Genomic DNA, 21,428 nt, shown 5'->3' on the forward strand with positions numbered 1-21,428 from the left:
AGATAGTCTTAGTGTACGTTTTTTTGCCGACTATTGCATTTGTCATTTTTCACAAAGCGCTTTCAGTCGTTGTGCATTTGTGCTAAAATTTTAAGTCGTTTTTTGGTAGTAATTTAACGCAGCGATGAGCGCTTTGCCGGCAGAAATTGGTGCTTGCTGGTACAATAGTGCCCCTTCTAACGCGGCTAGGACATGTAAAATATTTTCTTTGCGGCTGCTGTAGCCCATATTTCCAATCCGCCAGATTTTTCCTTTTAGATCACCAAATGAACTAGCGATCTCTACACCAAAGGAGTGAAGCATCTCTTCTCGGACAGCTTCGCCATCAACACCTTCTGGAATAAAGATGGGGGTAACTGTCGGCATTTTGGTTGCTTTTTCGCCATAAATCGAAAGCCCCATTGCCTCCAGTCCAGCGACCAACGCCCCTTCATTCGTCAAATGACGTTGATAGGCTGCATCGAGGCCTTCGTTTAGCAACATCCGTAATCCTTCATGAAGCGCATAGATCATACTCGTCGCTTCTGTGTGATGGTTGATTCGCTCTTTGTTCCAGTAGCGTTGCAATTGACTCAAATCCAAGTAATTACTCATAATGTACCGCTTGTTTCGATCCGTTTTGCTCAAGCCTAATTCTTTTTGGTAACGGGCATTAAGGACGGCTTCGACTCGATCGTTGTAGGTCACTAATGAAAGACCAGACGGCACACTTAAACACTTCTGTGTACCGGCAATTGCCAAATCGACACACCAATCATCGACTGACAGGGCCACGCCACCATAAGTCGCCACCATGTCAACGACAAAGAAAATATCTTTTGCGCGACAATACTGCCCGATTTCTGCTAACGGCTGCATTTGCCCATTGGCAGTTTCCCCGTGGACCATCGCCACGATCTTGGGTTGAAATGCGTCGATTTCTTTGATGACCTCTGCGGGTGCAAAAGGAGCCGTCCATTCTTTTTCTACATATTTGACTTGCGCTTGGGCACGTTCACAGATTTCTCCAAGTAAGAAAGCAAAGCGCCCATAGGCGGGGATCAAGACTTTGTCCCCTGGTTCGATCAAAGCGATCAGCGCCGCTTCTAAACCAGCTCGGGAAGTCCCATCAATGGCAAATGCCTCTTTATTTTTGGTTCCAAACGGTTGTTTGATCATTTCTTTGACCTCATCCATGATCGCCAAAAAATTCGGATCAAACTGCCCCAAAATGCGATTGGTCATTGCTTGTAGAACAGCTGGATGGGCTTCTACAGGCCCAGGTGTCATGATCGTACGTTGTGCGATCGTTAACTCTTTATACATCTTTTTCCCTCATTTCTCTTTTTGATTTCACTGTCCAACGCCTTGTCAACGTTTCCAAGTTTGTTGTACAATAAAGCTAAAAAAGGACATGTTTTTGTTTGTTTTGTTCAATTCCAAAAGGAGTTTCTCTATGAAGTTAGTTGCTGAATTGCTTGCTATACCACGCTTTTCCAATTTGCGTTTATTGACAGATCCCCTGACTGCGGAAATTCCCGTCGACAGTATCGAAATCACCGAGACCCCCGATATCGCCCACTATATTCCTGAGCATACCTTTATCTTAAGCACGGCGATGGTTTATAAAGATAATCAAGGAGCGCTTCTAGAGCTGATCGATTCTCTCGTAGCCAAAAATGCCGCTGGATTAGGCATCAAGATTGGTCGTTTTTTGGATGTCATCGATCCTGAAGTCATCGCCTACGCCGATAGCTTGGGTTTCCCCATCGTAGAAGTACCTGCCACGATGCCGCTGGGGCGTTTGATGCACCAGCTTTTGAATTTGCTATGGAACACCAAAACCGAGCAGCTGAGTTATGCATTAGACATTCAAAAACGGTTCTCTGCTTCCTTGATGAAGGATGTCAGCATCGCTCGCTTTATCGCTGATTTTGGCCAAATGGTCAATACACCGATCATTTTGTTGAATCCTTTTAAACAAGTGATTGCCCACTCCAAGCATTTCACCCGCATGTCAAAACCCGCGGAGTATTACATCCATCAATTAGGACAAACGAAAGGGGTTTTTACTGGTGAAAAAAGCGGGGCAATCCCTATCAAAGATCTTCATGAAAAAACGTCACAAATTTCTTATTATGCCATTGAAACCTCCACTTATTTCCCCCATTATTTAGTCATTTTGAATCCTGAGGCGATTCCTTATCCTGTCTCGGATTTTGCGCTGGAACAAGCAGCATTGGTCTTGTCGTTTATGCTCTACAAAAACCAAAAAGTGCAAGAATCTTTTGAAGATTTAAAAAGTGACTTTTTAACACGAATGATCGAATACCAGCAATCGACCAAGCAAGAACAAAAGGATTGGTTAGATCTCGGAAAAACTTATGGGTTGGTCAAAGCCCGCCATTATCGTGTCATCTATGGTGCCTGCGAACCAACCAAAGAAACCAAAGGCAAAGACAAATACCTAAAAGAAGAAAGTGACTTGGTCTATCAGTGGTTTAGTGAACAACTGCCTTATCGCATCAAAGATGTTTGTCTCTTTCGCTTAAAGGGCAGCAATCACTTTGCGATTTTCGTGCAGCATAAGTGTGATGCCTTAGAAGACCATTTGATTGAGACCGCCAATGCTTTGACCAATCGGTTGCCTTTTCGAATGGCCTTTGGTGTAGGGAGTGTCTGTGAAAGCATCAATGATTTAGCCAGCTCCTACATTGAAGCAAAGACTGCTTATGAAGAACGAAGAGGCCAACATGATTCTCCCATCGTCTCTTTCTACCATCAACGGGGAATGCGGAGTCTATTTGAAAAAATGAGCCCTGAAGATATCCATTATTTCTGCCGCACGATCCTCAAAGAATTGGCGTTTCCGCAAGAAGATGCCACCATCGAATTGCGCAAAACCTTACGGGCTTACTTGGATTATCAATGTGAGATCACCCGCACCGCCAAAGCCTTGTTCGTTCATCGCAATACGATCAAATACCGCATCGAACAGTGCCAAAAGCTACTAGGAAAAAACGTGCATGATCCTAGCATTAGCCTGGATCTGCGCTTAGCCCTTGAGCTGTCCGAAGAAGGCGACTAATAGGCGAATCAAGCAGTTGGATCGCTGGTGTTACCCAGCGATCCTTGTGCCTGCTTCACCTAACAATGCTAAGTCTGCTTCTTCCAATGAGCAGATGATTGCCGTCTTTCCTTGCTTGGCAAACGCAATCGCTGCTTCCATTTTCGGCCCCATACTGCCTTCTGCAAAATGCCCCGCATCAAAATATGCTTGCGCTTCACTTACGGATAACCCCGTTAATTTTTCTTGCTCCGGTGTTCCGTAATTGATATAAACGTTGCTGACGTCGGTCAGCATCATAAATACATCGGCATCCACTTGTTCTGCCAATTTTTTCCCAGTTCGGTCTTTATCGATGACTGCTTCGATCCCTTTCAAGCCTTCCGCTTGTTTTACGACTGGAATCCCACCGCCGCCACCAGCGATCACGATGGTATTTTGATTCAATAAATGAACCATTGATTCCACGCCGTGGATCGTCACAGGTTGTGGGGATGGCACGACGCGACGGTACCCACGTCCAGCATCTTCTTCCATCACCCAATGTTTTTCCTCAGCCATTGTTTTTGCTTCTTCTTCTGAGTAGAACAAGCCGATCGGCTTCGTTGGCTTTTCAAACGCGGGATCATCCGCTGCCACTTCCACTTGAGTCAATAAGGTCACGACATTGCTGGTCAGTTCTTCTTGCTCGATTTTATTTTTGATGCTTTGCTCCATCAAATAACCGATAAAGCCTTGTGACTCTGCATTGCAGACATCCAGTGGAAAAGGCGGCACGACTTCTTTGGCTTCTTCATTTTGTCGTAAAATATTGCCGACTTGCGGCCCATTGCCATGCGTCACAACGATTTGATGGTCAAGTTTCTCGATTTTAGCGATCTGTTCTGCACTTAACTGGATATTTGCAAGCTGTGTCTCTACGGTCGCTGGTTGATTCGGTTTTAAAATTGCATTGCCCCCTAGAGCGATGACCACTCGTTTTGCCATATGAATTCCTCATTTCTATTGTTTTGAAATTGATTGATACTGCGAGCAAACCCTGCCAAAAAGTCAGCCCCCGAGGTATGACCGATCGCTAGTATCTCTTTGATTACTTGGTAAAAAGCCGCTGAATCGGTACACCTGGTCAAGGATAACGCCGATTGATTGAATGCGCCTGTCAACGCATGCAGAAGATAATGTTTACTGACGTCAGTCGTCAAATCATTGACTGTCAACAGCCTTCTTTGTAGATAAGCCACCAAGCGGGTATCTTCTTGTCCCATCACTCGGCGAGCCAGTAAATGACCAACTAGCATATCATCGCCTGTGGGGGTCAATCCGACACCCCGTCCGACTAAATAAGCGACTGCTTGCCGTTGTTCTTTAAATGAAGGCGTGCATAGCTGATCGATTGCGTCATAAAACGGATGATTGCTGCTGATGGTTTGTGAAACAGCTTCTTGAATCCCCGTCTTTTCCGTGACATGTTGGAGGGTTGACCAAAACAGTTCTCGATCAAATGGGACTGTGCCAGCTGGGAAGGTGGTTGTAAACATGGCTGCCTTTTGAAAAGACAGACGATGATGCGGAAAATGGATCACTCGTTGCTGAACCAAAAGAGTGGTACCAGCAAGCAAGTCGGTCGCCAACGCTGCATAATCGTCGGCAGCTAAAATCATCCCTTTGGGCACGCGAGCCGCTTGTTTGGAGACACAGATCAGCTGATCCTGACGAGGATCTTGCAGATTGAAACTATGCTGAAACACACTGTGAACGAGCCAGGTGCCATTGATAAATGCGGGTTCAAATAAAGCTTGGTCGATCCATTTTGCCTGTATCATCGCTAGGTTGCTCCTTTTCACGTTTTCAGACCCTGAGTTATTCTTCAAATCCTAATTTTTTTGCATAAGCCAAGACAGCTTTTTCAAAGCAATCCATTGGTGGTGTCACTGTCCCGGCCCCAATTTGTCCCCGTCCAGCTTGTTTGTTGGCGATCCCTGTATTGATCACCGGTAAGATCCCTGTTTCCACGACTTTCCGAGCATCGATCCCTAAACAGATCCCTTTGAAGTCCCATGTAGGAACGGGAAAATTCGGATTGGTATCAATGGAGATCTCTAACATCTCATTGCTGGTTTTCAACGCATCGTGAAATCCGCCGGAACCAACGAAGCGTGTCACAGCTGGGGCAGCAATCATCGCCATTCCCCCAACACCAAAGGTTTCCGTAATGGCACTGTCGCCCATATCTGGAGAGGCATCTTCTTCACTGAATCCTGAGAAATACAACCCTTTTGGTGTATTGACAGGACCGGTAAACCACTCGTCCCCCATACCAGAAATACGGATACCGAATTCATGCCCGTTGCGACACATTGCTGTCACAACCGTTCCTTCTTCAATCGTCCGGGCGCCATCAAGCACCGCTTTTGAAGAAGCCATCATGATATTCAAGAAAAACTGATCCGTGTCTGCTAGAAACTGAATGACTTCTGGTTTTTCTTTTTCAAATCCTTCAAGGGTAACGATCGCTGGTGCTACTTCTTTTAAGAACGCCAACGAAGCAGCGATATTCCGTTGATGGAACTCATCCCCCATGGCGATTGCTTTTGCGACTAAGACATTGATGTTCAAGCCATCGGGTTTTGTTTGTAGTGCAGCACTTAAAACTGGTGCTAACGTATTTTTCATCCAATGCAAGCGATCAATGACTTCTTGAGAATAGGCGCCAAAACGTAAAACTGCCCCAATCCCTTCGTTCATCGTACAGTACGCTCGGTTGCCGTCTGTTTTGTTTTCCACCACGAGAACCGGCATATTGGCAGAGGTGATGCCCCCCATTGGGCCAACCGCTTGCACGTGGTGACAAGGAATCAGTTGAACTTCCCCAGATGCTAATAAATGACGTACCTCTTCTTCCGTTTCGCCCCAGCCTTCAAAAAGTCCCGCTCCAACACAAGCGCCTTGAATCGGATCGATCATCTGGTCGTAGCGGATCGGTGGTCCTGCGTGCAATAGGACTTTTCCTTCACCTAATTCTGGAATGACACTGACTGCTGGAACGACATCCAACAAAAAAGGCGAACCGGCAACGATCTTGGCAATAACGGCTTGGTTTGCTTCTTCAATAGTTTCGTACACGATAACTTCCTCCTACTCTGATAGTGACACTTGTGCTAAGAAACGTAAGGCTTTTTGTAACGTTACGTTCCCACCAGCAATTGGCTGCCAGTCGTATTGAACGACTTGACCGTGATGCGTCTGGATCGCTTCTGCAAAGCTACGCAACCCTACATTGATGAACGCGTCATTCGACAACAATTCGCGGCTCTTTTCAGATGGCTCTGGCAACCCATCGGCAGTTGTCACTGCTTTTGGCAACAGCTTACGACTAATTGGGGAAAAGGGATGGCCGAGCATTGCTAAAGCTTTTTTGACTGCTTGGGCATTGCTTTGACACAAAATCACGCCAGCTGCGGTTAAAATCTCTGCTTGCTCGTTGCTATCTTGGGGGTCTAAATCAGTTCCAACGATCGTAGCGATCACCGCTAACTCCCGACCAGCTGCTTGTGCTTCTTCCTTCAATGATTTGATGGTCGGTGCCAATTCACTCGCCATATCTTGATGAGAGCCGTACCCTAAAACGATATCTAACAAAATCACTGCCGTTTCAGGATCTTCCCCCGCTTGTTTCAACAGTTCGATCCGCTTTGTTGGGTCGATCATCGGATGGGGCTTGCCTTGAGTATAAATGTCATCACCTAAATCGATGATCTCATGGCCAGCTGCTTTTAAGATGTATCCTTCCTGATGGGTATCTTCTTGTTCCAGATTTAATCCTGCTTTAACAAGCATCGCTGCTTCGTACGCCAATGTTCCGCCAGAATAGTAAGCTTTGATTTTTTGTTGTTCAGGTCCAAAAGTGGCAGCTGCTGTTTCCTCTTTCACTGGCTCTAGTCCAATCTGTTCTTGACGTAGCAGCTGCACGGCTAATTGAGCCGCTTCTTCCAGCGTGTAGGCTCGGTAAAGATTTTCTTCGTGGTCCGTTGGCTCTTCCCCAAGAAAAATCGTGACTGCAGGTTTTGTTCCTCTTCTTAAAAGTGCCAACACTTCATCTCGGACACGTGGTGCAGGTGGTTTGGAGATCACCACGATCACCTCCGTATCAGGATCGTGTTCCAAGGCAAGAATGCTATCTTTCATGGTGATCCCACCGACGGCTTCTTTGAGATCTCGTCCACCGGTTCCGATGGCTTGTGTCACACCGGCACCCAATTTATGAATAATAGTGGTGACTTCTTGGATACCAGTACCCGAAGCGCCGACAACACCGATTTTCCCTTTACGGACGGCATTGGTGAAGGCTACTGGTATCCCATTGAGAATCCCTGTGCCACAATCTGGTCCCATTAAAAGAAGTCCTTTTTCATGCGCCAGTTTCTTTAGCCGAACTTCCTCTTCCAATGAAACGTTATCACTGAAACAAAATACATGTTTGCCCGCTGCTAATGCGGTTTCAATTTCTGGTGCTGCCATAGTACCGGGAATCGATAAGACAGCGACCTTCGCATCTTTTCCAAGATCTAAGGCTTTTTCCCAAGTTTTGACGCTTTGGGTTTCCTCTCCTGCGCTATTGCTTTGGTCCGATAAGAAGGCATCGATTTCTGACAGGACTGTTTCGATGATTTCTTCCTCTTCGATGTCTAAAACGAGCACCATATCGTTAGATGTCGCATTGCTCATCTCCTCGGTATAAAGACCACCCGTCTTGAAAATGTCCTTATTGGCAGGTGTGCCCATCATGACCGAAGCGTTGTTGATCCCTTCGATCGTCAGTAGACGATTGGTCAAAAGCATTAAAACAATGGAATCTTGGTAATTGTTTTTTTGAATAATAGTGTGTAACATGGGTCTCCTCACTCTCCTGTTCCTGTCTGTGCAAAGGCATCTGACCTAGAATACTGGTCAAAATGAACCGTGTCGCTAATGAGATAGCGATAAATGTTCTTCTCGATGGGAATGCCTTCTGCCATATATTTTTCATAGGTTAGTTGATTGATCTCGCCTGGATAATAGACTTGCTGGAACTGTTCAGCAGCCGGTATGTCGTGCAGTTCGGCAACCATCGTCTCCACCGACTCTTTAAATGTGTCTAAATCTGTAAAGCGTTGCGGATCGATCAGCAAAATAAATTGCCCTAAGTCGCGACCTTTCGTCAGATCGTTGTACATAGAGGAAACATGCTTGCCAAAAGGCAGCCCAAGGAGCATTCCTGATAAGATATCCACCATCATCATCAACCCAAAGCCTTTTGGCCCTGAGATAGGCAGTAAGCCGTGGACATGATGTGGATTCGTCGTTGGCTTGCCATGAGCATCCACGGCCCATGTCGCAGGAATCTCTTTATTTTTGGAGCGAGCATCTAATATTTTGCCCCACGCTTGGACCGTCGTTGCCATGTCAAAGACCACCGGTGCCCCCTGTTTTCGTGGTGCGGCAAATGCGATTGGATTGGTACCAAAATAATTTTCTTTGCCGCCAAAAGGAACCACCATTGAATCTGATTGGCACATAGATAATGCAATCAAGTCAGCTTCTGCAGCTTTTTTGACATAGTAGGATAGCGCCCCACTATGACTCGTTTTCCGTACACCAACCGCCGCGATCCCAGAACGTTTGGCCATCTCAATGGCATGCTTTGTCGCTTCTAATACAACGACCTGCCCTGCGCCATTTTGACCGTGAACGATCCCGCTGCTAGGCCCAGTCTCTTCAAACGTGATCTGTGGAGTGCGATTCATTCCACCTTTAGCGATCCGCTCTGCGTAATAGTCTACCCGTACAGCCCCATGAGAGTGGATCCCGCTGGCATCGGCAAAGACCAAATGCTCTGCAACGATGGCTGCGTGCGCTTCAGACAAACCAGCAGCCGCTAATTTTTTTTGGATCAATTGCTGTAACTCTTGTGACTGTACAATAACCGTCTCTTCCATTTTCTAAACTCCTTTAAATTTCCGGATCGCGGTTGCAATCTTTGGAATAAATATAGGTCAATGGTTCGTCACGACCAACACCATAGGCCGCTTGCTGTACATAGGCACTCATGAAAATGTAGTCGCCTTTTTCCACTGGGAACCACTCATTATCTAAGTTATACATCCCTTTACCTGACAGTAAGTACGCTCCATGTTCTTGGTAGTGGGTCTCAATGTAGCCATGACTTGCCCCTGGTTCAAAGGAAAGGATATGGATATTCATGTCAAAGCCCAGCTCTTTTGGTAAGAAATCCCAAAGCAAGACGTCTTCCATCCCTTCGTATTGGATCGGTGTCAACTCTGAGAGATTCCCCACTACTTTGTAGGCTTGGTGATTTTCAAGTGGTTGGTAACGTTTCTTATACAAGAACACTTCTGTCGCTTCTTCTTGGAGATTTTTCATATACAGTTTTTCTCCAGCAGGCAGATAGATATAGCCTCCGTCCGTCAATGTATGGGTTTCTTTGCCATCACTTACTTCCAGTTTGCCCGAGATGACATACAAAAAACTCTCGATCTCTGGACCGCCGAAGCCCAATTGGTTGGCGCCATCTTTTTTGAATGAAATGATGTAATCGACAAAAGACGCCCCTAATTTTGGTGTGCCGAGTATCGAACATTCACAGTTTTCGAAGCCTGGAATGACATTATTCACTAGCCCATCATGCGGCAAGATCGCAAAATTATTTTTTCTAATGACTGCTCGTGATTGCAGCAATCCATCTAAATAGCCCGTATTATTATTTTTGTATCCCATGTGTGTCCCTGCTTTCTATTCTTTGTATGCTAGCTCGTAAAGGGAAGCTGCTAAAACTTCTACCCCAGCTGTTAAATCTTCGATAGTCGTTGCTTCGGCTGGGTTGTGGCTAATCCCATCAATACTTGGTACAAAAAGCATCGCCGTTGGAAAATGTGGTGCAATGATTTGGGAATCATGCCCCGCCCCACTATGCATGACTTTGTAGCGTTTGCCAGTTTGCTTCACCGCGTGTTCCACCGTGGCAACGATCGTATCGTCCATCGGCACAGGGCGTTCATCCATCCATAGATCCATCTCCACTGTCAAGTCATGCTCTTGGGCGATCGTTTGAATGATCTGTTCTGCTTCAGCAGTAAAGGCATCCAATAGCTGCCCATCAGTATGGCGACAATCCATCGTAAACAACACTTCACCAGGAACCACGTTGACCGTATTCGGTTTTGGCTCAACTTTACCGAATGTCACTACTAATGGATCCCCAAGCTCTAAGCCACGGTCGATCACTGCGGCACACATTTTGGCAAAACCATACACAGCATCTTGGCGATAGCCCATCGGTGTGGTTCCTGCATGATTGGCTTGTCCTTTTAAGACAAAGGTGTAGCGCTTTTGACCAGCGATACTATTGACGACACCGATCTGCAAATTTTCTTTTTCTAAAACACTGCCTTGTTCGATATGGATTTCCACGAAGGCTTTAATGTCTGATCGAACCGGTTCTTGTGGGTCGCGAAAATCAAAGCCTTGGCGTTGCATCTCTGCCACGAAGCTATTGCCTTCAAAATCTGCGATCGCTTCAACATCGGCTTTTTTGGCCTCTCCGACAAAGTTTTTACTTCCCCAAAAAACGGTTGGAAAACGACTGCCTTCTTCTTCTGCCATTGAGATGACTTCCAAGGAGCGTAAAGGTTGCCCATAGGTCTCTTTTAAATACTTGATCGCTAAAGCAGCAGCAACGACCCCGTATTGACCGTCTAATGTGCCACCGTTGACGACGGTATCGATATGTGACCCTGAAAGAATCGTTTCTTCTGGATACTGGCTGCCTTCCATTCTGCCGAAGAGATTGCCGACTGCATCATAGGACGTCGTTAAGCCAGTTTTTTTTAATTGTTTTTCTACAAATGATTGCGCTTCTTTCCATGAATCGGTATAAAGCAGTCTAGTCATTCCTCCAGTTGGATCATTCCCAATCTGAGATAATGCATCGATCATTGCCGCTACTTCTTTTTTCAACTCCATTGTTCTGCCTCCTTTAATTTATACGGTTATTGTAAGCGTGTTACTGAAGGACATCATTGTTCACTTTCGACAAAACCGTTTCTATTTTTAGTCATAACGCTGTTTTTTAAACCGCTTCCTTCTCCTATACTCTTCCTTATACTATCGAAGAAGAGAAAGGAAGAAAACAATGGTTTATCCTAAAAATGCCTTTGCGCAAACAGAAAAAATCCAATTTGACACCTACGGCACTTTGCCGTTAGAAGTGACGATCCTAAAAGCAGCGCAGCCTCGGATCAGCCTTTTGTATTTTCATGGTGGTGGCTTCCTCTATGGTCAGCGGGAAGACCTTCCGCAGGATTATGTCCACCAATTGCTGGCTGCCGGTGTTAGCCTTTATCTCTTTGATTATCCACTGGCTCCCGAAGTAGCGCTGAACGACATTTACCTTCATACAAAAAAGGCAGTGGAATGGTTTTTGACAGAGGGCTGGCACTTCAGCGGCGTTGGTGCAAATGAGTACATTCTATTCGGTCGCTCCGCCGGCGGTTTTTTAGCGACCTTACTGACCGCACGCACAAAGCATCCGGAGCAAAAAGGCTTGATCCGATTTTACGGATACCAAGAGTTGTTTTATAAAGAATTTTTGCAGCCGGCACGCTTTTACACGCAATTTCCGAAAGTCCCGCCACTCGACGCCGAAGCTATGATCGAAAGCCAACCAATCACCCACGGCACGTTAGAAAAACGATTCCCTTTGTACCTTTCCGCCCGTCAATATGGCAACTGGCAGCGTTATTTAGGCAATCGGGAACAGCTGGCAGCCTTGGCGATTCCTGCTGCCGCTTACAAAGACTTTCCTCCTTGCTTTGTCGTTCATTGCAAAAAAGATCCAGACGTTCCCTTCAGCGCCTCCGAAGCTTTCGCTGCACAAGTCCCCCGTGCCAAAACACTTTGGCTCGACTTAGAACAGCATGACTTTGATCGGACACCAAATGCGATCGCTGATGACTGCTATCGAGAGATGATTTCATGGCTCCTTTTAACAATAGAGAAAAATTAAGCGCAGATTTGGCCATGCTTCTTTAGTAAACAAAAACAGGCGATCTTCAAAGGAATGTTCCCTCTAAAGATCGCCTGTTTTTTGATTATAGTGAGTTGAAGGTATTCACGACATTCTCAACACTGAAGCCGAATTCCGCTAAGACTTTGTCACCAGGTGCGGATGCACCGAAATGATCGATCGCAATCACTTTTCCATGACAGCCAGTGTAACGTTCCCAACCAAATGGGGAAGCCGCTTCGATCGCTACCCGTTTCTTCACTGCTTTTGGCAAGACGCTTTCTTTGTATTCTGAACTTTGTGCTTCAAACAAATCAAAGCTTGGTAAGGAGACCACCGATACATCGATGCCTTCTTCTGCCAATTTAGCTTGTGCTTGGACCGCAAGATTCACTTCAGAACCTGTGGCGATCAAAATCCCCGCTGGTGTTTCACCAGCTTGTTTTGAAATCACGTAGCCACCTTTTGCGACATTTTCATCCGCACCGGTTTGCGTGCCTTCGATCACTGGTAGATTTTGTCGGCTTAAGACTAAGACCGTTGGTTTATCCGTTGTCGTCATGGCCAATTTCCAGGCAGCACGGGTTTCATTGCCGTCTGCTGGACGAATCACTTGGACATTTGGCATGCACCGGACGCTGGCTAATTGCTCGATTGGCTCATGCGTCGGTCCATCTTCTCCCACCGCCACGGAGTCATGCGTCAAGACATAGATCACAGGTGCATGCTGGATCGCAGACAAGCGCACCGCTGGACGCATGTAATCAACGAAGACGAAGAAGGTTCCGCCATAGATTCGCGTACCGCCATGCAATTGGATTCCGTTCATCGCTGCCGCCATCGCAAATTCTCGGACACCAAACCAAATGTTGCGGCCTTCGTATTGGCCAGGTTCAAAGTCTTTTTCTGCTGCCACCATCGTGTTGTTGGAACCAGAAAGGTCAGCCGATCCGCCCCAGAGACTAGGGACGGCTTTGGATAAGGCTTGGATCATCTCTTTGCTGGATACCCGGCTAGCTTGTGAGCTGCCAACTTCGTAGCTTGGTAATGCTGCATCCCAATCTGCTGGCAATTCACCCGCAAAGGCTTGTTTGAATTGCGCCGCAAGTTCTGGGTAGGCTGCTTCATAGGCATGGAAAGTTTCGTTCCAAGCGGCTTCAGCTTTTTGTCCTTCATCGATCATGGTTTCTTTGAAGCGCGCGGCAACTTCTTCAGGTACGGTAAATTCTGGGTATTCCCAACCATAAATCGCTTTGGCTGCAGAAATGCCTTCGGCACCGATCGGCGCACCATGAACGGCAGAGGTGCCTTGATTTGGCGCACCGTATCCGATCACAGTCTTGATTTCGATCAAGGTTGGTTTGTCGCTTTCAGCTTTTGCTTCGTCGATCGCTTTCGAGATCGCTTCTAAATCATTGCCGTCTTCAACGAGAATGTGTTGCCAGCCATACGCTTCAAAACGCGCACCGACATTTTCTGTAAAGGCTTTTGAAGTTGGGCCATCTAGGGAGATGTCATTTGAATCGTACAAGACGATCAGTTTGTCTAATTTCATGTGACCAGCCATGGATGCAGCTTCTTGCGAAACACCTTCCATCAAGTCGCCATCGCCACATAAAGCGTAGGTATAGTGATCGATGACTTGATACTTTTCGCGATTATAGGTTGCAGCCAAGTGGGCTTCGGCCATTGCCATACCGACTGCCATGGCGATCCCTTGTCCTAAAGGTCCAGTGGTTGCTTCCACGCCGTCTGTGTGATCGACTTCTGGATGTCCTGGCGTGCGGCTATCCCATTGACGGAAGTTTTTTAGATCCTCAATGGTCACATCGTAACCAGACACGTGCAACAAGCTGTACAATAACGCCGAACCGTGTCCAGCAGACAAAACAAAACGGTCACGATCCACCCAGTTGCGAGAAGTCGTTGGATTGACTTTCAAGTGTTTCATCCACAAGGCATAGGCCATGGGTGCTGCCCCCATCGGTAATCCTGGATGTCCAGAATTGGCTTTTTGTACGGCTTCGATACTTAATGTACGAAGGGTGTTCACTCCTAATTGATCGATTTTATCAAATAGTTTTTTCAATTAAATTGCCTCCTTCACTTTCTTCAGCCAGCATGTTTCTATTCACTGCCTTTTCACAATAGAAAAGAACCGGACGTCCAAAGTTTACTGGCTAATAGGCAACGAATGCTCCTCTTTTTAACAGTCCTAACTTTGGTCGTCCGATTCTTTTGCTTTTGGCTTTGCTTAGCTGCTCAAAACTTTTCCAGTCATTTCTTGATAATCTGCGACCATGATCGACCATGCTTTGGCAATGTCGTCATCTAAACCAAACAATCCACTGCGTCCGACAATATAGATGTCTGGATTGGCTTCATCGATCCGTTTGAAGGATTTCCGGTTGGAGGAACCGTCCATTTCAATGACATAGTGATAGTCGTATTCTTCCCGTAATTCCCGTAGTTCAACAATTTTATCTAACGCCCCTTCAATAAAGCGTTGGCCAGCAAACCCTGGATCAACTGTCATGATCGTGACTTTATCCAAACGATCGATATAAGGCAAAATGACCGATACTGGCGTTTCAGGATTTAAAACGATCCCGGCTTTTAATCCAGCATCATGGATTTGATCGATCAGACGAAATGCTAATCCATCCAAAACTTCAGCGTGCATGCAAATCCATTCACAGTTGATATCGATCAGCTGCTGCACCCAAAAAGCAGGTTCAGTGACCATCAAATGAGCGGACAGAGGCAACGTACTGATTTTGCGGACCTCTTGAATAAACCATGGAGATAGGGAAATATTGGGTACGTAATGACCATCCATAATATCAATATGATAGGAGTCCACTTGGTCATTCAAAAAAGTGATTTGTTCTTTAAATTTATCTAGATCCATCGTCATCAATGACGGTGAAAATTCAACTTTGTTCATAGACTTATCCTTTCTCCTCAATCAGTCTTGTACTGAGAGGAACGACTCTTCTTTCAATTGAATCGCTTTTTTAGAAAATTTGAATATCATCTAAATCGATTTCTTCTTCTTCCACTTCTGCTTGTACGGCTACTTGTTCTTCAGTGACATTTTTCTTGATCAAAGCCAAGGTGATCCCAGTCACTACTATATTTACCAACAAAGCTACTGCCCCAGCCCATGGACGAGTCATAGTCGGCAGCATCAGCACACCACCAAACGGTACCGTTGCATCTGCCCCTAAGACCATTGAAACAGCACCTCCAGCAGCGCCACCGATAGCTGTTGCGATCAGCCCTCGGACGATATCGTTCATAACGATTGGGATCACCCCTTCAACGATATTGATCACACCCATTGGTACGGCAGATTTTAACGTTTCCACTTCTACAGGCGTATAGATGTTTTTGCCGAACAATTTTGCAATAAAGAATGCTAAACCAAAACCGATTGGTGTTGCAGTATTGACTAATTGCAACGCAGTGATCGGTCCATTGATCCCTTCTGCTTGCATCGTCAGAACAAAAGCAAAGACCGTTTTATTGATTGGTCCGCCATAATCAACGCCACTCAACAAGCCGATGACCGCACCAAAAACCAATAATGAAGAGGAGCCTAAGCTATTTAATGCGTTCGTTAGTAAGTTTGTAAAGGCAGTGATCGGTGTACCGATAATATAGACCATGATCAGACCACCGATCAAAGAGGTCAAAAAGGGAATGATCAATGTCGGCATCAAGCCTTTCGCCCAATTTGGTACTTTAATAAATCGTAAAATAGCAATTACTAGATATCCAGCTAAGTAGCCGCCCAAGATTCCTCCAATAAAACCTGCACCAATGGCATTGGCTGTCAAACCAATAATAAACCCTGGCGCGATCCCCGGTTTTTCGGCAATCGCATAAGAAATTCCTGTCGCAATGACCACCGGAAGCAACCCGAGTCCTGCGCCTCCCATCGTAGCTAAAGCATCCCAAATCGTAAATTCACCTGGCACCAGTTGTCCCTGACTGGTGCCGCCGAAAGCCATGCCAATGGCAATCAAGAATCCGGCACCGCAGACGATCGGAATCAAATAGGAGATGGCTGTCAACAAATGTCCTTTTAAATTCAATGCTTTGATTTTTTCCATAGTTTCCTTCCTCCTTCGGTTTGCTTAGACCGCCTGCTGTTGGACGACCTCTTTGGCTTTTTCCAACAATTTGCTTGGGGACTTGATGGCAACTTCGGTCGGCACTTGAATGATCCGTTTCCCTTCAAATCGTTCACGTCCTGCTACTTTGACGTCAACTGCTAAAATCACGACATCTGCAGCCGCAATCGCTTCAGGTGACAATTCATTTTCACGACCGATCGTTCCTTGTGTTTCCACATGAATCTCGTAACCTGCCTTTTTAGCCGCATTTTCTAACTTTTCTTGCGCAATATAAGTGTGAGCGATCCCTACTGTACATGCACATACTCCGACGATTTTCATAAATAATTCCTCCTTAAATTTTCTGTTATCCTTGAAATGCTTCAATCACTTGCTGCGGCTCTTTTGCTTTCAACAAGGCAGCCGTCACCTCGTCATTTCCTAATTTCCGAGCGAACAAAGAGAGCAGTTTCAAATGCTTTTGCGCCCCTTCCATGTCATCACCGACGGCGAATAAGATAATTCCTTTCACTCCCTTGCCATCCAACGTTTCCCAAGGGATCTCTTGTTTTAAAACCCCGATTGCTACGCCGATCTCCTTCACATGAGCACTTTTTCCATGAGGAATGGCAATGTAATTACCAATCCCTGTTTGACCAACTGCTTCCCGCTCATAGACATCTTTTAAAAATGCTGCCTGATCCGTCAAGTACTCATTGGTATATAAAAGCTGACTCAATTGCTGCAGGGCTTCTTCTTTAGAAGCTGCCTCCATGTTGGTTTTGATTATTTTTGGATCAATCACTGTTGAAATATCCATTCGTTTTCCTCCTCTAGTTGAGTACCTCTTGCCTTACTGAATTGACCATTCATTCCTATCAGCCGCGTTGGTTGAGAAGGAAGGCTTCGATTTCTTCTTTTGATTTTTCTGCAATGAATTGCAGATTTTCTTCATAGGCGAAACATTTCATTAAGCGGATGACTGCTTGTTTCACCGCGGTTGTTTCGTCAGTCTTCATCAGGATCGCAAAAATCGTTTTTGCTTGCAGCGTTCCCTGCCAAAGGACTTTTTCACCTCTGACTAGGACGATTCCGCTTTTTTTCACCACAGCACTTTCAATGTGTGGTAGCGCAAAATCTTCAGCAATCATCGTATTGCCGCTCGCTTCTCGGGCTTGCAGTGCTTCAAATAGCAGGGTTTTGCTCTCCGTCAGCCCGATTGTTTGGCTAACAGCTGCAATCTTCCTTAAAACATCGACTTTCGTCTCTCCTGCTTTTGTTGAAACTAAAGTAAGGGACAAAGGGAATTTAGTCATTTCTCACCCTCCCAATCATCACTTCAAGGCGTTTTTGGTCTTCCATCGTCAGCATGGCGCTCACGATCACGACCGGAATCGGACTATCGATCGTTAATTGAACGGTTGAGATGATCATCTCCGTATCCGGGTGTTGCTTTAAAGCCGCTTCCACATCACGAGAAGGTAGGACAGCGGTGATTGCCAACTCACGAAATTTCTTATGCACTTTTACTTTTAATAATTCGGAGGTCCCGATTCCCGTAGTACAGACGATCATAACCTTGAGTTGTTGAGGATGTTCTTCGATCGCTTGAGCAAAGTAAAGGGTGACAAAGCCGATTTCATCTTCTGTGAGCGCTGGCAAATCGTACACTTGGCAGATTTCTCTTGCAGTCTCTTCGGTAGCAAAAAACAAATCTGTGTATTCTAATTTGATTTGCTCCAAAAGATTGTTTTTGACTTCAATCCCATGTCGCAATCGATTGATCATTGGTTTGATATGGCGAGCCAATTTACCGAATAACTCCTCGTCTTCAAATGAGCGCTGCAGCTGGGTGCTCATTTTTTCTATAAATGCATTGGAAATCAGTTTTACTTGTTCTGACAGATCCTCTAATTCATCCGTGGCCTTTTGCATCCGTGAGGAGACGAGGTACTGATACATATAATAGCTTTCGTTTTCTGGTAATTTCGTATGCAAGTACTGTTCGCTATTGCCAATGATCTCTTTGGCGATGGTGGCTAACTCTGGGTTTTCTTGCATTTGCTGTTTCTCTTTCTCATCTAAAATATCCTCGTTAAACGAATTCCCTACTTTGCGAAACCGTCGCAATAAGATATACAGGTGAGAAAAAAGATTGATGTTGTATGGGTGAGGAATTACTAAGCCTAGGTGATTTTCAATCAAATTCAGCTGTCGCAAAACAAACTCCGCATCATAACGGTTGAACGCCTCATTCGTCATATGCAGATCATCCAAGCGGATATTGCGGGTTTGTTGGATATACTCCTGCAATGCACGACGGATATTTTTTTCTGCACCGTTCACCCCGATCATTTTATTTTTGCGGGAAACCGTCAGCTCAAAACGCTGCAAAGCTTCAGAAATTAATTTCTCATCACTGTTGATGACCGTTTCACTCACATAAAAAGGCTGATACAGGGAAAAAATATTCTTTCTTTTGGGTGAAATAAGCAATAGCTCCTCCATCACCTTGTTACGGCGTTCCACTGGTGTCAGTGCATTCGGCATTTCCGCTTTCTGATTCTGGGGCTTTTCTTGATGATGGAAACTTAAGCGGTAGCCTTTCCCTTTTTCTGAGAGAATCACATAGTCAATCGTGGCATCCTCATTGATCGCTTTTACGATGCGATAAATCGACTTTGTAGAAAGTCGAAGCGCTGCGGATAGTTCATCGGCTGTGACAAATTCTCTCGTATTGGAAAGAATATGGATGATTTTTCTCTTTCGTTGTTCCATAACAGTCATGTAACCGTTCTCCTTTCTACACACTTATCATAGCACCAGGAAATGTAAGCGTTCTATCATTCTTTGTCCCCTTCAAGGGACAAAGACGATCGATAATAAGAATTACAATACAACGATAAGGACAAAAAAAACAGCCATTTTTCAAAATGGCTGTAACAAAATCTGTGTTATCATCAATGTTCCTTATTCAACTGTTGGAATAAGAAAAGCTGCTAGTTCCAATAAAACGAGAAGGAAAACGCCGCTTATCGAAACCCTTCAAACCCCGTTAAGGAGCAATCCAGATTTAAATGGCTTGTGCAGCAAGCAAAATATCCACTCTCATTGAAAGGAATGATTTGAGCTTTTTACATCAACGAACGATAAAGCTCAATAATTTCTTCTAAAGTCGTATCCCGCGGGTTGCCTGGTGTGCAGACATCGTTCAAGGCATCTTTGGCGATGGCTGGGATATCTTCTTCTTTGACGCCTAATTCAGAAATGGTCGCTGGAATGCCCACATCTTTGCTTAACTGATCGATTGCTTGGCAAGCAGCATCGCGGACGTCTTCAAGTGACATCGTTTCTGCCCCTTCAATGCCTAAAACGATCGCGATCTCACGGTATTTTTCACCCGTAAAGTCTTTGTTGTATTTCATGATGGTTGGCAACAAGGACGCGCACGCTACTCCGTGAGGAATGTTGTACCAAGCGGATAATGGATGGGCCATGCCGTGGACTAAGCCCAAGCCGACGTTTGAAAAGCCCATACCGGCAATGTATTGTCCTAACGCCATCGCTTCTCGTCCTGCTTGATCGCCATTCACGGAATCTCTCAATGAGCGGCCGATGATCTCAATTGCTTTGATGTGTAGCATATCAGTCATTTCCCAAGCGCCTTTGGTAATGAAGCCTTCGATGGCGTGGGTCATGGCATCCATTCCCGTTGCGGCTGCCAAGCTCTTAGGCATCCCCATCATCATATCGCTGTCCACAAAGGCTACCAGAGGAATATCGTGAGGATCTACACAAACAAATTTCCGATGATTGTCTTCATCTGTAATCACATAGTTGATCGTTACTTCGGCTGCAGTCCCAGAAGTTGTCGGTACCGCTAAAATCGGCAAGCATGGATGTTTCGTGTCTGCCACGCCTTCCAAACTAATCACATCGGAAAATTCAGGATTCGTAGCAATGATCGCGATCGCTTTTGCCGTATCGATCGGTGAACCACCGCCAATCGCAATGATACAATCGGCTTGGGCTTCTTTGACAAACGCTAAGCCGTCTTTGACATTTTGGATCGTTGGGTTCGGCACGATCCCATCATATAACGCATAATCGACACCTGCTTCATCCAATAATTTCGTCACTTTGGTCGCAACTTCAAATTTCACCAAATCTTTGTCGGTGATCACTGCCGCTTTTTTAAACCCTCGTGCCTTGAATTCAGTCGGTACGTTCTCGATCGCTCCTTTTCCAAAATACGATGTTTCATTCAAAATCATTCTATTTGCCATTCTTCCTACCTCCATTTGTTTGTTTATTCACAATATATTTTAAATAGAAAAGACTGAAAGCCTTTTCTATTCTTCTACCATTGATTATACCTCAAGATAACCTGCTCGGGGAGTGACTTTGAAAGCGTCAGCCAATTTTTTCAGATTTTCATCTGTAATGGTTTGTAAAAATGGGCCTTGCGCTTTGACATAGGTGTACACTTCCGCAGCTTTCTCTGCCGTTTCAATCAAGCCAAAAACTTCGTCCATATCTTTGCCAGCACCATAGATCCCATGTTGCGGCCAAAGAACCAAACGGGTCTCTTTCATTTTAGCAGCCGTTGCTTCGCCGATCTCATTCGTTCCTGGGACCATCCAAGGAATGATGGAAACGCCTTCTGGGAAGACCACCAAGCACTCCGTACACATTTGCCACAAGGTCCGTGTGAAACTGCGTTCATCCAACTCATGGGTAAAACTCATGGCTAAAAGATGCGATGCGTGGTTATGCATGATGATTCGGTTTTCTGGATCGACCGACAAGCGAGCAATATGACTCATGAAATGACTTGGCAGTTCACTCGTTGGCACCGCACCATTTTCCAAGCCCCAAAGCAATTCCAATGTTTGCCCATCTTCTTTGACTCGAATCACACCAAGGTTTTCCGCTGGATGTGCCGCTACATTTTTAAAGTATTTTCCTGAACCTGTCACGATAAAGTACTTGCCAGCTAGTGCCGTGGCATCAAAAATCATGGGAATTTCCCGCAAGACGCTTTGCGGATCGATGAAAGGCAAGATCTCTTCTTCTGTTAATAAGTAAGAAATATTGCCGCCGTTGCGCTCATCCCACCCTAAACGGTAAAGGTTTGCTGTCGTTTCCATCATTTCTTGTACAAAATTCGCTTGTAAAATATCAATCTTTTTCATCGTTC

At 45.5% G+C, this 21,428-nt stretch carries 19 protein-coding genes; 2 read left to right on the forward strand and 17 right to left on the reverse strand.

The genetic code is table 11. The features are described 5' to 3' along the window. Positions 1–90 precede the first annotated feature (90 nt). Positions 91–1,305 carry a pyridoxal-phosphate-dependent aminotransferase family protein gene (locus IGI86_RS12045; protein WP_429967316.1) on the reverse strand — a complete coding sequence of 405 codons (1,215 nt, stop codon included), beginning with the start codon at positions 1,303–1,305 and terminating at the stop codon, positions 91–93. A 130-nt stretch (positions 1,306–1,435) separates the two neighbouring features. Between IGI86_RS12045 and IGI86_RS12050 the strand changes: the two genes are divergently transcribed. Further along, complete coding sequence (locus IGI86_RS12050) at positions 1,436–3,067, forward strand: PucR family transcriptional regulator (protein ID WP_087665007.1); 1,632 nt, start codon at positions 1,436–1,438, stop codon at positions 3,065–3,067. A gap of 30 nt (positions 3,068–3,097) precedes the next feature. On the opposite strand, the gene arcC is transcribed toward IGI86_RS12050, so the two are convergent. The 7 genes from arcC to allC are packed head-to-tail and all read right to left on the reverse strand — an operon-like array spanning position 3,098 to position 11,065. Further along, positions 3,098–4,033 carry a carbamate kinase gene (arcC, locus tag IGI86_RS12055; protein WP_005234464.1) on the reverse strand — a complete coding sequence of 312 codons (936 nt, stop codon included), beginning with the start codon at positions 4,031–4,033 and terminating at the stop codon, positions 3,098–3,100. Continuing rightward, a complete protein-coding gene (locus tag IGI86_RS12060) occupies positions 4,006–4,869 on the reverse strand; it encodes a DUF2877 domain-containing protein (protein ID WP_086332612.1) in 864 nt (287 codons plus the stop codon). The genes arcC and IGI86_RS12060 overlap by 28 nt, the downstream gene beginning before the upstream one ends. Positions 4,870–4,906: 37 nt before the next feature. Further along, on the reverse strand, positions 4,907–6,169 hold the full coding sequence (locus IGI86_RS12065; RefSeq protein WP_005234461.1) for a DUF1116 domain-containing protein: 1,263 nt from the start codon (positions 6,167–6,169) through the stop codon (positions 4,907–4,909). 12 nt (positions 6,170–6,181) lie between these two features. Further along, a complete protein-coding gene (gene fdrA / locus IGI86_RS12070) occupies positions 6,182–7,936 on the reverse strand; it encodes an acyl-CoA synthetase FdrA (protein ID WP_008379230.1) in 1,755 nt (584 codons plus the stop codon). A gap of 8 nt (positions 7,937–7,944) precedes the next feature. Continuing rightward, positions 7,945–9,021, reverse strand: coding sequence for an ureidoglycolate dehydrogenase (gene allD / locus IGI86_RS12075; RefSeq protein ID WP_429967317.1), 1,077 nt, complete (start codon positions 9,019–9,021; stop codon positions 7,945–7,947). A gap of 13 nt (positions 9,022–9,034) precedes the next feature. Continuing rightward, positions 9,035–9,820, reverse strand: a complete 786-nt coding sequence (allE, locus tag IGI86_RS12080) for a (S)-ureidoglycine aminohydrolase (RefSeq protein WP_016613701.1) — start codon at positions 9,818–9,820, stop codon at positions 9,035–9,037. 15 nt (positions 9,821–9,835) lie between these two features. After that, positions 9,836–11,065: an allantoate deiminase gene (gene allC, locus IGI86_RS12085; RefSeq protein WP_016613702.1), complete on the reverse strand. Its 1,230-nt coding sequence runs from the start codon at positions 11,063–11,065 to the stop codon at positions 9,836–9,838. Between the two features lie 169 nt (positions 11,066–11,234). Between allC and IGI86_RS12090 the strand changes: the two genes are divergently transcribed. Continuing rightward, positions 11,235–12,107 carry an alpha/beta hydrolase gene (locus tag IGI86_RS12090; protein ID WP_016613703.1) on the forward strand — a complete coding sequence of 291 codons (873 nt, stop codon included), beginning with the start codon at positions 11,235–11,237 and terminating at the stop codon, positions 12,105–12,107. An 85-nt stretch (positions 12,108–12,192) separates the two neighbouring features. Here the strand turns inward: IGI86_RS12090 and tkt are convergent, their stop codons facing one another. From tkt to rhaD, 9 genes are all read right to left on the reverse strand, one after another. After that, complete coding sequence (gene tkt / locus IGI86_RS12095) at positions 12,193–14,196, reverse strand: transketolase (protein WP_430617321.1); 2,004 nt, start codon at positions 14,194–14,196, stop codon at positions 12,193–12,195. A gap of 165 nt (positions 14,197–14,361) precedes the next feature. After that, entirely contained in the window at positions 14,362–15,054 is a 693-nt protein-coding gene (gene alsE / locus IGI86_RS12100; RefSeq protein ID WP_008380955.1) for a D-allulose 6-phosphate 3-epimerase, read from the reverse strand. A 70-nt stretch (positions 15,055–15,124) separates the two neighbouring features. Further along, positions 15,125–16,225: a PTS fructose transporter subunit IIC gene (locus IGI86_RS12105; protein WP_216691456.1), complete on the reverse strand. Its 1,101-nt coding sequence runs from the start codon at positions 16,223–16,225 to the stop codon at positions 15,125–15,127. 24 nt (positions 16,226–16,249) lie between these two features. Next, complete coding sequence (locus IGI86_RS12110) at positions 16,250–16,570, reverse strand: PTS fructose transporter subunit IIB (protein WP_008380953.1); 321 nt, start codon at positions 16,568–16,570, stop codon at positions 16,250–16,252. A gap of 25 nt (positions 16,571–16,595) precedes the next feature. Beyond that, entirely contained in the window at positions 16,596–17,048 is a 453-nt protein-coding gene (locus IGI86_RS12115) for a PTS sugar transporter subunit IIA (RefSeq protein WP_429967320.1), read from the reverse strand. Between the two features lie 58 nt (positions 17,049–17,106). Then, the gene (locus IGI86_RS12120) at positions 17,107–17,544 is read right to left on the reverse strand and encodes a PTS sugar transporter subunit IIA (protein ID WP_312190490.1); all 438 of its coding nucleotides are present in this window, start codon (positions 17,542–17,544) and stop codon (positions 17,107–17,109) included. Then, on the reverse strand, positions 17,537–19,015 hold the full coding sequence (locus tag IGI86_RS12125; protein ID WP_413132864.1) for a BglG family transcription antiterminator: 1,479 nt from the start codon (positions 19,013–19,015) through the stop codon (positions 17,537–17,539). The genes IGI86_RS12120 and IGI86_RS12125 overlap by 8 nt, the downstream gene beginning before the upstream one ends. A 347-nt stretch (positions 19,016–19,362) precedes the next feature. Beyond that, positions 19,363–20,514: a lactaldehyde reductase gene (gene fucO / locus IGI86_RS12130; RefSeq protein WP_159161253.1), complete on the reverse strand. Its 1,152-nt coding sequence runs from the start codon at positions 20,512–20,514 to the stop codon at positions 19,363–19,365. An 84-nt stretch (positions 20,515–20,598) separates the two neighbouring features. Further along, positions 20,599–21,423: a rhamnulose-1-phosphate aldolase gene (gene rhaD, locus IGI86_RS12135; RefSeq protein ID WP_413132866.1), complete on the reverse strand. Its 825-nt coding sequence runs from the start codon at positions 21,421–21,423 to the stop codon at positions 20,599–20,601. Positions 21,424–21,428 lie beyond the last annotated feature (5 nt).

It is taken from the genome of Enterococcus sp. AZ188 (assembly GCF_050544075.1).
Lineage (GTDB): Bacteria > Bacillota > Bacilli > Lactobacillales > Enterococcaceae > Enterococcus_D > Enterococcus_D entomosocium.

Coding starts and splice junctions, on each gene's coding strand:
- IGI86_RS12045 (WP_429967316.1), bottom strand. CDS start 1,305: ATGTATAAAGAGTTAACGATCGCACAACGTACGATCATGACACCTGGG.
- IGI86_RS12050 (WP_087665007.1), top strand. CDS start 1,436: ATGAAGTTAGTTGCTGAATTGCTTGCTATACCACGCTTTTCCAATTTG.
- arcC (WP_005234464.1), bottom strand. CDS start 4,033: ATGGCAAAACGAGTGGTCATCGCTCTAGGGGGCAATGCAATTTTAAAA.
- IGI86_RS12060 (WP_086332612.1), bottom strand. CDS start 4,869: ATGATACAGGCAAAATGGATCGACCAAGCTTTATTTGAACCCGCATTT.
- fdrA (WP_008379230.1), bottom strand. CDS start 7,936: ATGTTACACACTATTATTCAAAAAAACAATTACCAAGATTCCATTGTT.
- allD (WP_429967317.1), bottom strand. CDS start 9,021: ATGGAAGAGACGGTTATTGTACAGTCACAAGAGTTACAGCAATTGATC.
- allE (WP_016613701.1), bottom strand. CDS start 9,820: ATGGGATACAAAAATAATAATACGGGCTATTTAGATGGATTGCTGCAA.
- allC (WP_016613702.1), bottom strand. CDS start 11,065: ATGGAGTTGAAAAAAGAAGTAGCGGCAATGATCGATGCATTATCTCAG.
- IGI86_RS12090 (WP_016613703.1), top strand. CDS start 11,235: ATGGTTTATCCTAAAAATGCCTTTGCGCAAACAGAAAAAATCCAATTT.
- alsE (WP_008380955.1), bottom strand. CDS start 15,054: ATGAACAAAGTTGAATTTTCACCGTCATTGATGACGATGGATCTAGAT.
- IGI86_RS12105 (WP_216691456.1), bottom strand. CDS start 16,225: ATGGAAAAAATCAAAGCATTGAATTTAAAAGGACATTTGTTGACAGCC.
- IGI86_RS12110 (WP_008380953.1), bottom strand. CDS start 16,570: ATGAAAATCGTCGGAGTATGTGCATGTACAGTAGGGATCGCTCACACT.
- IGI86_RS12115 (WP_429967320.1), bottom strand. CDS start 17,048: ATGGATATTTCAACAGTGATTGATCCAAAAATAATCAAAACCAACATG.
- IGI86_RS12120 (WP_312190490.1), bottom strand. CDS start 17,544: ATGACTAAATTCCCTTTGTCCCTTACTTTAGTTTCAACAAAAGCAGGA.
- IGI86_RS12125 (WP_413132864.1), bottom strand. CDS start 19,015: ATGACTGTTATGGAACAACGAAAGAGAAAAATCATCCATATTCTTTCC.
- fucO (WP_159161253.1), bottom strand. CDS start 20,514: ATGGCAAATAGAATGATTTTGAATGAAACATCGTATTTTGGAAAAGGA.
- rhaD (WP_413132866.1), bottom strand. CDS start 21,423: ATGAAAAAGATTGATATTTTACAAGCGAATTTTGTACAAGAAATGATG.